This is a genomic window from Burkholderia sp. APQ4-4ca (assembly GCF_057837105.1).
Genome location: NZ_JBYQCG010000072.1, coordinates 417,775 through 429,183, shown reverse-complemented (window position 1 = coordinate 429,183; position 11,409 = coordinate 417,775). Strand labels below are relative to the sequence as shown.

At 68.3% G+C, this 11,409-nt stretch carries 11 protein-coding genes and 1 pseudogene; 3 read left to right on the top strand and 9 right to left on the bottom strand.

Annotation, left to right across the window (positions count from 1 at the left end; translation table 11 throughout):
- Positions 1-408, top strand: a pseudogene (locus tag AC3IFE_RS07970) (ISNCY family transposase); the annotation flags it as partial.
- Between the two features lie 291 nt (positions 409-699).
- Here AC3IFE_RS07970 and AC3IFE_RS07965 read toward each other — a convergent pair.
- The 9 genes from AC3IFE_RS07965 to AC3IFE_RS07925 form a co-directional block, all read right to left on the bottom strand.
- A complete protein-coding gene (locus AC3IFE_RS07965; RefSeq protein ID WP_089469808.1) occupies positions 700-1,665 on the bottom strand; it encodes an alpha/beta hydrolase in 966 nt (321 codons plus the stop codon).
- 88 nt (positions 1,666-1,753) lie between these two features.
- Positions 1,754-2,563 (bottom strand): type III secretion system export apparatus subunit SctT, encoded by an 810-nt coding sequence (gene sctT, locus AC3IFE_RS07960; RefSeq protein ID WP_489190146.1) that lies wholly within the window; start codon positions 2,561-2,563, stop codon positions 1,754-1,756.
- Positions 2,560-3,096: a hypothetical protein gene (locus AC3IFE_RS07955; RefSeq protein WP_489190145.1), complete on the bottom strand. Its 537-nt coding sequence runs from the start codon at positions 3,094-3,096 to the stop codon at positions 2,560-2,562. The genes sctT and AC3IFE_RS07955 overlap by 4 nt, the downstream gene beginning before the upstream one ends.
- A 37-nt stretch (positions 3,097-3,133) precedes the next feature.
- The gene (gene sctN, locus AC3IFE_RS07950) at positions 3,134-4,483 is read right to left on the bottom strand and encodes a type III secretion system ATPase SctN (protein ID WP_489190144.1); all 1,350 of its coding nucleotides are present in this window, start codon (positions 4,481-4,483) and stop codon (positions 3,134-3,136) included.
- Positions 4,480-5,349, bottom strand: a complete 870-nt coding sequence (sctL, locus tag AC3IFE_RS07945; RefSeq protein ID WP_489190142.1) for a type III secretion system stator protein SctL — start codon at positions 5,347-5,349, stop codon at positions 4,480-4,482. The genes sctN and sctL overlap by 4 nt, the downstream gene beginning before the upstream one ends.
- Positions 5,346-6,035, bottom strand: a complete 690-nt coding sequence (locus AC3IFE_RS07940; protein WP_489190141.1) for a type III secretion protein HrpB4 — start codon at positions 6,033-6,035, stop codon at positions 5,346-5,348. Before AC3IFE_RS07940 ends, sctL begins: the two co-directional genes overlap by 4 nt.
- Before the next feature lie 25 nt (positions 6,036-6,060).
- On the bottom strand, positions 6,061-6,924 hold the full coding sequence (gene sctJ, locus AC3IFE_RS07935; RefSeq protein ID WP_489190140.1) for a type III secretion system inner membrane ring lipoprotein SctJ: 864 nt from the start codon (positions 6,922-6,924) through the stop codon (positions 6,061-6,063).
- A gap of 2 nt (positions 6,925-6,926) precedes the next feature.
- Complete coding sequence (locus AC3IFE_RS07930; protein ID WP_089469815.1) at positions 6,927-7,352, bottom strand: hypothetical protein; 426 nt, start codon at positions 7,350-7,352, stop codon at positions 6,927-6,929.
- A 33-nt stretch (positions 7,353-7,385) separates the two neighbouring features.
- A complete protein-coding gene (locus AC3IFE_RS07925) occupies positions 7,386-7,991 on the bottom strand; it encodes an HrpB1 family type III secretion system apparatus protein (protein WP_489190139.1) in 606 nt (201 codons plus the stop codon).
- 260 nt (positions 7,992-8,251) lie between these two features.
- Between AC3IFE_RS07925 and AC3IFE_RS07920 the strand changes: the two genes are divergently transcribed.
- On the top strand, positions 8,252-9,325 hold the full coding sequence (locus AC3IFE_RS07920; RefSeq protein ID WP_489190138.1) for an EscU/YscU/HrcU family type III secretion system export apparatus switch protein: 1,074 nt from the start codon (positions 8,252-8,254) through the stop codon (positions 9,323-9,325).
- Positions 9,326-9,344: 19 nt separating this feature from the next.
- Positions 9,345-11,399 carry a type III secretion system export apparatus subunit SctV gene (gene sctV / locus AC3IFE_RS07915; RefSeq protein WP_489190137.1) on the top strand — a complete coding sequence of 685 codons (2,055 nt, stop codon included), beginning with the start codon at positions 9,345-9,347 and terminating at the stop codon, positions 11,397-11,399.
- Positions 11,400-11,409: the final 10 nt, after the last annotated feature.

The window sequence follows — 11,409 nt, the reverse complement described above, 5'->3', positions numbered from 1 at the left end:
TATTTGCTGGACGATACGCTTGAGAATCGGAAGTTGATTCATCGCTACATCGACGTCTGGGAGTATCCGGATGGTCGGATCGAGATCCAGGCTGATGGCGAGGTATTGCGATGTCGTCTTTACGACAAACTGGCAGAGGTCGATCAAGGCGCGATCATCGAACACAAGCGCCTGAGCCACGCGCTGCAAGTGGCTGAAGCGATTCAAGCGCAGCGCGATAACCGGCGGATTTCGGGTTCCCCGTCGCGCGCCAATCGAGGGCTACCGGTACGAGCCAAGGCATCGTTGCCAGGTGCCAAGAAACAGCGCGCGTTCACGGAAACTGATATCGAAGCAGCCATCCTGCAGGTCGCTTCACAAACACATCAAACGGAATCGAATCGGCGGTCTGCGAAGGCCCGCGGGTGAACGTAAGCGCCCTGCTGCTTCAAGCTCGGCGCTTCAACGTTAAAGGGATGGAAAGGCCGATGAAACATGCGACATCTGTATTTAGCTGGCGCTACGACATCTGAATCCGGGTATGACATTTTTGTGTGACGGCCAGTTAGAAATGTCCGCTTTCTGGCCGCGTAAGCTGTTCGGCCGCCGGCCCGAATCGACCGGCTGCCGCATGCACGCACCACTGGCGCATAGGTCATCCGGGCCGGCACCCGCGAGCCGTCGTCGTTCGCGCGGCCTCTCGGCCTCGCGGCCATTACATCAATCCGTGCTGCCCAGCGCTTCCCGCAGCGCGACAGCGGCCTCGCGGTGCGCATACGCGGCTTCGGGAATCACGCGCCCCATCGAAAAAAATCCGTGGATCATCCCCCGGTAGCACCGCGCCTCCACGCGATTTCCGGCCCGTCGCAACTTGTCCGCATAACCGGCATGCTCATCGCGCAACGGATCGTATTCGGCGGAAACCAGCCACGTCGGGGCGACGCCATGCAGATCGGCCGGCGCGTGACGCTCGCCGTCGAGCGGCGCAAAGCGCCAGTCCGCGGCATCGGCCGCATGTCGCAGATAGTTGCGATGGATCCAGCGGATCACGTCGTGCGTCAGGAAATGGTCTTCGCCGTAACGCCGGTGCGCCGCGCTCCCGAGCGATGCCGACAGCGCCGGATAGATCAGCAGTTGCATCGCCAGCGCGATGCCCATCTCGCGGGCCCGAACGGCGACCACCGCGGCCAGCGTGGCCCCCGAGCTTTCGCCGCCGACGGCCAGCCGCGATGCATCCAGACCGTAGGTCAGCGCCTTGCGGTGCAGCCACCGCAGTGCGTCCAGCGCGTCGTCCACCGCGCACGGAAACTTGTGCTCGGGCGCGAGCCGGTAAGACACCGACACGACCGCGCACCGTGCGTCGGCCGCGAGCATGCGACAAACGGCGTCGGCCGTATCGAGCGAGCCGACGACATAGCCGCCCGAATGAAAATACAGCAACGCCGGCAGCGGCGCGCTCCAGTCGGGGGCGCGCGGATAGTAGATGCGCGCGGCGATGTGCGCCCCGTCGCGCATCTCGATCACGCATTCGTCGATGCTGTCGACGCCGCGCGGCGCGAGATCGGCAAGCGGTACGTAGTACGCGAAATAGCGGCGCGCCTCTTCCAGCGGCAACCGGTCGAGCGATACCGCGCCGGGCCGCGCGCGACGCTCGAGAAACTGTCTGACACTCGGTGCGACGGGCATGGGACGTCTCCTCGACGGGTGCTTGGCGCCGCGTGTCGTCCCGCGCGGCGCATCGGGCGCGAATGGGGCCTTGCTTCGGGGCCTTGCCTTACCTCGGCAGCGCGAGCGCGCGCAACTGCTCGCCGACGTGCAGCAACGCAACCTGGTCCTTCACCTGTCCGATGAACATGCCGATCATCAGCGCGAGCAACAGGACGGCCAGCGCGCCCTTGACCGGCTGCGCGAGCGAGACGAGATCGAGTTTCGACGCAATCCGCGACAGCAGCCCCACCCCGACGTCGACGAGCAGCAACAGCAGCACTGCCGGGCCGGCGAGCTTCGCGATCGTGACCATCAGCGAATCGGTCTGCTGCATCACGAACGCCTCGATGAATGCGCTCGGCACCGGTGCGAGGCTGCCCAGCGGCCACCAGACGTAGGTCTGGAACACCGCGCCGAGCAGGAAGGTCATGCCGCCGAGGGTCCAGAACGCAACGGTCGCGCATTGCATCAGCAGCGTGGAGGTCAGCGTCGTCTGCTGTCCGAGGCTCGGGTTCGTGATCTGCACGTTGTTGTAGCCGGTGAGATCGTCGATATAGGTGCCGACGGCTTCCGCGACCCAGAACACCGGTGACGCGACGAATGCGATCACCAGCCCGATGACGGCCTCCTTGACGACGACGGCCAGCAGGAATCCGCCATGCAGTTGCGTCATCAGCGCCTGCTGCCCGTAAGCGACGTAGATCGACCACAACACGACCATCGCATTGCGGATGCGCTTCGTGATCAGCTCGCCGCCCGTCGGCGGACAGATCGTCATCAGCACGAGCAGACGCACACCGCAGACGGCGACCAGGATCATGAACGACAGCAGCGCGCGCCCGAGCTGCGGACTGCCGGTCGAGAACGGATCGATCATCGCGAGCCCTCGGTGGCGCCGCGGCGCGGCGTGTGCGCGGCCGGCACGGCACTGCGACGCGCGACGAACGTTTCCTCGCTCTCCTCGTCCTGCAGATCGTCCGCGCGGGCCTCCGCAAGACGGTTCAGGCGATCCAGCCGCGCACTGCACAGGTCGATCCGCACGTCGTGGCGGAGAATCGCGGTGCGGGTCGTACCGATCGCGTGGTCGATCGCGGCAACGCCGTCCCGCAACTGCTGCAGCGTGTCGAGTTCGCGTGCGCGCCGCGCGTGCGCGTCGGCCAGCAGCTTCTCCCAGTCGAGCAGTTCGTCGATCCGCACCGGCCCGTGGCCGTCGAGCAGGCGGTCGATGCGCGCGGTGCGCCGGTCGACCTCTTGCGCGGCGTGCGCGAGCACGCGCTGCTGCTCGGCCAACCGAGCGTCGGCCTCGTCGCGTTCGCGCTGCTGCTCGGCCAGCGTGTCGCGCAGCGCGGCGCGAGCCCGCGTGAGGCGATTCCGGATCGTCGAGAATGCCATGACGCGCCTGTCTTTCATCGTCGTCACCCTTCGCCCGTGGCATCGGCGGCCGCGCTCACGCACGCAGGCCGCGCAACGCGTCGCGTGTCGCTTCGCGTGTGCTGAATTCGTCGGTGCGCTGACAGAGGAATTGCCGGATGGCCTCGATCTTGCGCACGGCTTCGTCGGCGACCGGATCGCCGCCCGCCCGGTACTCGCCGAGTTGCAGCAGGGTTTCGATGTCCCGGTGCTTGGCCAGCAGCCGGCGCACATGACCGGCCGCCTCCCGATGCGCGTCGTCCGTCACCTGCGGCATCACGCGCGACAGGCTCGCCAGCACGTCGATGGCCGGATACTGGTTGCGTGCGGCGATCTCGCGCGACAGGATCATGTGCCCGTCGAGGATGCCGCGCACCTCCTCGGCCACCGGATCGCTGCCCGATTCGTCCTCGGCGAGCACGGTGTAGAGCGCGGTGATCGAGCCGTGCGCCGACAGCCCCGCCCGTTCCAGCAGGCGCGGCAGCTCGGCGAAGATCGACGGCGGAAAACCGCGCCGCGCGGGCGGTTCGCCCGCGGCCAGCCCGATCTCGCGCTGGGCGCGCGCAAAGCGCGTCAGCGAATCCATCATCAGCAGCACGCGCTTGCCGCGATCGCGAAAGTATTCCGCGATGGCCGTGGCCGAATAGGCGGCCTTCACGCGCTCGATCGACGAGCGGTCGGAAGTCGCGCACACCACGATGGACCGCGCGATGCCTTCCGGGCCGAGGATCTGTTCGATGAACTCGCGCACTTCGCGGCCCCGCTCGCCGATCAGCGCGATCACGTTGAGGTCGCAGCGCGTGCCGCGCGCGAACATGCCCATCAGCGTGCTCTTGCCGACGCCGGCCGGCGCGAAAATGCCGACGCGCTGGCCTTCGCCGAGCGTCATCAGCCCGTCGACGACCCGCACGCCGGTGTCGAGCGAACGCTCGAGCAGCGGGCGGCTCATCGCATCCGGGGGCGCCGCGTAGAGCGCGGCGGTCTCGGTCGTGTCGATCGGGCCGCGGCCGTCGATCGGCCGGCCCATGCTGTCGACCACGCGGCCGAACAGCGCGGAACCGACCGGAATCGCGAGCGGCCGACGCAGCGCAACCACCTGGGTGTCCCGCGAGAGGCCGTCGAGGCGCCCGAACGGCGACAGCAACGCCGTGTCGCGGGAAAAACCGACCACCTCGGCGCATTGCATCAGCTCGCCCTGCCCGGTCCGGAGTTCGCACAGCTCGCCGTAGCGGAGGTCGATGCCGCTCACGCGGATCAGCGTGCCGAGCGCGTCCAGCACCTTGCCGCGTGTCGACAGGTGCGCCGCGCGGTCGAACTCCTGTTCGAGCGTGTCGGTGAGCCGGATCAGCGCATCGATGCCGGTGGCGTCTCGCGACACGTCGCTCATGCCTGCCCCCCGACGCTCTCGGCCGGCCCCGCGCCGCTTGCCGATTCCAGTTCCTGTTCCGGCGGTTCCGGCAACCCGGGCGGTGCCGCATGCGTCCTGACTTCGGCGAACGCCTCCGGGGCGAGCGTATCCGGCACGCCCGGCGCGTTCGCGTCGCGCCGCAGCGCCGCGTCGGCGGCCATGCGGACCGCGTCGATCTGTACCTTGAGGCTGGCGTCGACGGAACCGATGTCGGTGTCGCACACGCACGCGCCCGGGTCGAGCGTACGGTCCGCATGGACCGTCAGCTGGACCGGCTGGCCGCGCGCACGCCACTGCGCCACCGCACGCGAGAAGGTTTCGACGGCCGCGTCGTGCTCGTCCGGATGCACGCGCACCTGCAGGGTCCGGCTGCCTTCGATGATGCGTTCGACCACGTCGCTGGCGCGGGCGAACAGCGCCGCCGGCTGTTCGTTGACGACGATCTTCTCGACCGCGGACACCACCAGCCCGGCGATACGCTGCTTCAACGACATCTGCAGTTCGTAGCGTTGATCGAGCAACTGCGCGGTGCGCGCGTACCACTGCGAAAGCGCATCGCGGCTGCCTGCGTCGTAGCCGCGCTGCTGCGCGGTGTCATACTCGCCGCGGGCTTCGGCGCGCAGCGCGTCCGCGTCCGCGCGGGCCGCCGCGAGCATGCTGTCGGCATCGCGCGCCGCTTGCGCGAGGACTTCCGCGTGCTGGCGCTGCAACGCGAGATAGCCCGCGTCGAGCTGCACCAGCGACGCCAGGGCCTCGCGCGGCACGACGTCCGCTTGCACGCCGACGCCCGTGTTGCACGCGCGCGCCGCCTGTTCGGTGCCCGGCTGTCTGAGCCAGATGATCATCGCGTTTCCTCCTCCGCAAAAAAATCGTCGAGCCGCATCAGCACGCGCCGGCTGTCGTCGCGCGTCGCGTCCGCGTCGTTCGCCTGCAGCCACGGCGCCGCCACCGCATCGCGCGCCCATGCCAGGCGCAACAATCCGGCCGGCGCATCGGGTTCGCACATGCCGCTCGCGCGGAACAGGCAAAACCCTTCCCAGCTCAGCGTGCGCTCGTCGAGATGATCGAGCGGATGCATGCCGAAGTCGCGGATCCAGCGGTCGACCGGCTGGACGCGCGGCTCGGCCATCAGCCAGCGCAACGCCGCCGCGCCGTGCCGGCCGAGCCACGCGCAGACCTTGTCGCGGCTCTCGCGATCGACCCAATAACGCAGTTCGGCGCGCCGGCCGTACAGCGCGCGCAGGCACAGCACGGCGAGCGCATCGTCCAGCGCCAGCGCGCCCAGCCGTCCGGTGTCGCCGCGAAACGTCCGGTATGCCGGCACCGGCAGCCCCTCCCGTGCGAGCCAGCCCTCCAGCGCCCCGGCCCGCAGCCGGGCGAGCTGCGCCCCGCCCGTGCCGGCCGCCCGGCGCCACGCGTCCGGAAACCAGCCCGGCGCGATCCAGTCGGGCAGCCCGATACGGTTCGCCTGGTACTGCACGAGACGCCGTGCGAGACCGAAGGCGACACTGCCGTGCTTGTCGATATCCATGATCGTCCGCCGTGCCGCGCGCCGGTCAGCGCCCCGCGCCGTCGCCGGCCGGCTTGCCGCGGAACGGGCCCACCGGCAGCTTCGCCGCCAGGCCGCCCGCCGCGTGTCCACCGGGCGCGCCCGGCGCGCCGGACGCCTCGGGCGTGTCGGCGCCATTCGCGCGCGGGCCTCGCTTGCGCGCCACGACGACGAGCAGCGCGAGCGCCGCGAGCACGCATCCGGCGATCGCGATCGCGCGCCACACCCCGCCGCCGGACGGCGCGCGCGGCATCACGTCGAGCGGGCTGCCGGCGACGGCGGTCAGGCTGACCTTGTCGTACGACAATCCTTCGACGCTGTGGACCACGAGGTTCTTGATCTGCGGTTCGATCGTCGCGAGATTCGCCGTCGGCAGGTACTTGATGAACACCGACGCGGACGACGGCTTCACGTGCATCGCGAGCGGATCGTTGTCCGGCAGCACGATATGCACGCGCGCCACCATCACGCCGTCGATCTGCGACAGCGTCTTCGACAGCTCCTGCGACACCCCGTAGATGAAGCGCACGCGTTCCTCGGTGGGCGTCGACACGAGGCCGTCCTTCTTGAAGAGATCGCCGAGATCGTCGTACTTGTGCGCCGGCAGGCCATGCTCGCGCAATACGTTCATCGCCTGCACGATGTGTGCATCGTCGACCTTGGCGCTCCACGTCTTGCCGCCGTCCGCACTCTCCTTCTTCGCGTCGATGCCCGCCTGCAGCAGCGCCGCGACGATCTCGTTGCAGTCCTGCTCGCTGAGGTTTCCATAGAGTTCCTGTTTGCAGCCGGCCAGCGCGATGCACAGCGCGACGCACAACACCACGCACGCATGCACGCTCGCGCGGCCGGCGATCCGGATCCGGGCGTTCATAGCTATTGGTTCTTCATCAGGGTTTCCAGCGCGCCTTTCGACGATTCGACCACGCTGATCTTCATCGACATGTCGACCTGCAGGCTCGCCGTCTCGATCTGCATCTGCACGGAGGCGGCCGCGATCTGGTTGAACGACATGTCGCCCGCGTTGTGCAGCATGTACAGCGCGTCGTTGGAGACGGTCTGCAGCGCCTCGTCTTCGCTGAGCACGAGGTGCCTGGCGAGCGATCCGGCCTCGGACCCCTGCGGCTTCGGCGGCGCAGTGACGCCGCCCGCCATCATCTGCTCGAAGCTCGCGACCTCGTGCGGCGGCACGACGACGGGCAATGCCGGCACGCCCGGATCGATCGCGTCGGGCAAGCCGGCCGCACCGCCGCCGCGTGCGAGCGCCAGTTGAAAATCGGGTACGGGAGGAATCGGATTCATCGGAAGCCCCTTTTCGACGATGCGAGAACGCGTTCAAAGACGCAGGTACTGGCTTTCTTCCGCGGTCGGCGCCGCCGCGGACGGCTGGGCGCCGTCGGCATGCGCATCCGGCCCGTTCGCGTCGTGCAACGCCGGCGTCTTGATGCCGAGCCGGTCGCGCAGGCGCTTCATCATGTCGGTCATGTGGAACACGCCGGTGGCCTGCGCATCGCGATTCGCGCGCTCGAGTTCGTCGCGCAACTCGACCGAATCGAGCAACGCGCGCGCGTCGTCGGTCAGGCTGGCCTCGTCCTCGCGCATCTTGGCAGCCACGATGCGCCAGTCGGGATTGCCGCTCGCCGCCAGGCAATAGACGAGCATGGCCTGCGCGCCGGGCATGCATTCGCCGCGCGACGCGAGCCCGTCGAACACCGCGATCGCATCGATCCAGTTGCGATGCACGATGTGCACGTAGCCGTCGTACAGGATCAGCTCCGGCCGCGCGGGCCGCATCACGTGCAGCGCATCGAGCAGATGTTCGGCTTCGTCGCTCGTCATGCGCGGATTCGGAAACTTGTCGATCAGCGCAAGGCGCACGATCTCGCGCATTGCACTGACGAGCCTGTTGCTGCACTGCATGTATTCGGGTTTGCCGTCCATGTTCGTGTCCGCCTTCAGGTAACGGGATTGTCGGGACGCGGCTGCCGTCCACGCTCCCAAGTTAGCAAACCGACACGGCGGCAACGCCATGCGCGCGAAGGCATTTGCCGCGCGGCGAAGGCCGCATCGCGCACGCGGCGCCTCGCCGGCACCGACGCCGCGCGCTTCGGGCCGGCCGCGCCGCCTTCGCGTGCATGCGCGCTGCCGGGCGGCGGCCGCGCTACCGTGCGACGACGCATGACGACGCGAACGGAGCGTTCATGAGCGACGAGAAAACCGAACAGCCCACGCGACGCAAGCTCAAGGAGGCGCGCAAGAAAGGCACCGTGGCGAAGAGTGTCGATCTCGTCGCGGCGGTACTCGTGCTCGTCTCGCTCGCGCTCTTTACGTTCGCATGGCATCCGCTGCTCGACGCCCTCCACCAGAACATCGCGCGCGCAATCGATTTCTGCGCGTCCGCACGTTCGATGCATGCGCTGTTGTCCATCCTGATGCACGAGCTGGCCAACGGCGCGATCGCGTGCTGCGCGATCAGCGTGGGCGCGGCGCTCGCGGCCGCGCTGTCGATCGGCGCGCAGGTGGGCCTGCAGGTTTCGTTCGACCCGGTCATGCCGAAGATGGACCGGCTCTCGCCGGCGGCCGGGCTCAAGCAGATCTTTTCGAAGCGCGCGCTCATCGACCTGCTGAAGATGAGCGTCAAGGCCGTGGTGATCGCCGCCGCGCTGTGGCACGTGATCGTGTCGCTGTTTCCGTTGATCACGTCCGCGATGGCCGAGCCGCTGGCGGCGCTCTCGCAGATTCTGTGGCACGCGCTGCTGAAGCTGCTGTTCGCGGCTGCCGTGCTGTTCCTCGTGGTGGGCGTGGTGGACTGGAAGATCCAGCACTGGCTGATGATGCGCGCGCAGCGCATGTCGAAGGACGAGGTCAAGCGCGAACTGAAGGAGCGCGAAGGCGAGCCGAAGCTCAAGCACGAGCGGCGCAAGCGCGCGAAGGAACTCGTCAACGGCGGCGGCGAAAGCCTGTCGGGGGCCGTCGGCCGCGCGAACGTGGTGGTCGTCAATCCGACGCATTACGCGGTCGCGCTGCGTTACGTGCGCGGCGAAACGCCGTTGCCGGTCGTGCTTGCAAAGGGCATCGACGACGCGGCTCGCGAGATTCGTGCGCTGGCGACGCAACGCGGCATACCGATCGTCGCCAACCCGCCGGTCGCGCGCGCGCTTTACGAGGTGGCCGAGCATCGGCCGATTCCGTCCGAACTGTTCGAAGTCGTCGCGGCGATCCTGCGCTGGGTCGAAGCGGTCGGCCCCGGCACGCCCGCTGCCGAACCCCGTTGATTCGCACCTGGAGCGCGACATGTTCAAGAACCTGAAATTGCCCGCGGGCGGCGAAATCGGCATCGCCGCCCTCGTCACGGCCATCGTTTCGCTGATGATCCTGCCGCTGCCGCCGGTCGTGATCGACATGCTGCTGTCGGTCAACATCTGCATCAGCGTCGTGCTGTTGATGGTCACGCTGTACGTGCCGTCGATCACGCAGCTGTCGGCGTTTCCGTCGGTGCTGCTGTTCACGACGCTCTACCGGCTGTCGCTCAACATCGCGTCGACCAAGTCGATCCTGCTGCATGCCGACGCGGGGCACATCATCGAGAGCTTCGGCGAACTCGTGGTCGGCGGCAATCTCGTCGTGGGCCTTGTCGTGTTCCTGATCATCACGACCGTTCAGTTCATCGTGATCGCGAAGGGTTCGGAACGGGTGGCCGAAGTCGGCGCGCGGTTCACACTCGACGCATTGCCCGGCAAGCAGATGAGCATCGATGCGGACTTGCGCGCGAACCTGCTGACGCCCGACGAGGCCCGCCGCAAGCGCGCGCGGCTCGCCGTCGAAAGCCAGCTCTACGGCGGCATGGACGGCGCGATGAAGTTCGTCAAGGGCGACGCGATCGCCGGACTCATCATCACGCTCGTCAACATGACGGCCGGCATCGCGGTCGGCGTGGCCTATCACGACATGACGGCCGGCGACGCGGCGAACCGCTTTTCGATCCTGTCGATCGGCGATGCGATGGTGTCGCAGATCCCGTCGCTGCTGATCGCGGTATCCGCGGGCGTGATGATCACGCGGGTATCCGACGAGTCGGCCAAGCAAGGCAGCTCGCTCGGCGAGGACATGTTGCGCCAGCTCGGCGGCAACGCGCGCGCGATGCTGTTCGCGGCCGTGCTGCTCCTCGGCTTCGCGATGGTGCCTGGCTTTCCATGGGAACTGTTCCTGCTGCTGTCCGCGCTGCTCGGGTTCGCGGGTTACCGGCTCGCGCGGCGCGGCGACGGCACGTCGTCGGCCGCGCCGGGCAAGACGGTCGCGGCGCTGCAGCGCGCGGGCTCGAAAGGCGACGCGCCGACGATCCTCCGGCACGCGCCGCAATTCACCAGCGCGCTCGGCGTGCGGCTCGCTCCCGATCTCGCCGACCGCCTGTCGGCCACCGCGCTGAACGACGCGTTCGAGACGCAGCGCATGCTGCTCCAGGAGCAGGTCGGCCTGCCGTTCCCGGGCATCACGATGTGGACCGCGTCCGACCTGGCGGCCGGCACGTTCGAGATTCTCGTGCTGGACGTCCCGTCGCTGACCGTGACGATTCCGCCCGGCAAGGTCATGGTGCCCGGCGCGGCGACCGACCCGGCGCTGGCCGCGCAATGCGAGAAGGCCGGCGCGGCAGGCGGCCAGGCGGACAGCTACTGGGCGCCGGAACGGCAGCCGCCCGGCGGCGCGACGGTGTGGCGCGCGGAACAGGTGATCGCCAACGACACGATCGCGCTGCTGCGCGCCCGCGCGAAGCTGTTCGTCGGCATCCAGGAAACCCAGTGGGTGCTGGAGCAGCTCGGCGCCGAATTCCCCGGGCTCGTCGCCGAGGTGCAGAAGGCGTTGCCGCTGCAGCGGATCGCCGACGTGCTGCGGCGCCTGCTGGAAGAGAACGTTCCGATCCGCAACGCACGCAGCATCATGGAGAGCCTCGTGAACTGGGGGCCGAAGGAGAAGGACATGCTGCTGCTGACGGAATACGTGCGCGGCGATCTCTCCCGCTATATCGCATACAGCGCGACGGGCGGCGCCGCGTCGCTGCAGGCCGTCCTGTTCACGAGCGACCTGGAGCAGCACATTCGCCAGTCGATCAAGCAGACGCCGACCGGCAACTATCTCGCGCTCTCGCCCGACGAAGTTCGCACGCTCGCGGAGCGGATCGGCGCTTACGTGGGCGACGTGCCGCACGACGAAGTCGCGCTCGTCACGTCGATGGACATCCGCCGCTACGTGCGGCGCATGGTCGAGGCACACCTGCCGTGGCTGCGCGTGTACTCGTACCAGGAACTCGGCGATTACGTCGAACTGCGCCCGCTCGGTCGCGTCACGATGTGACGGCCGCGCG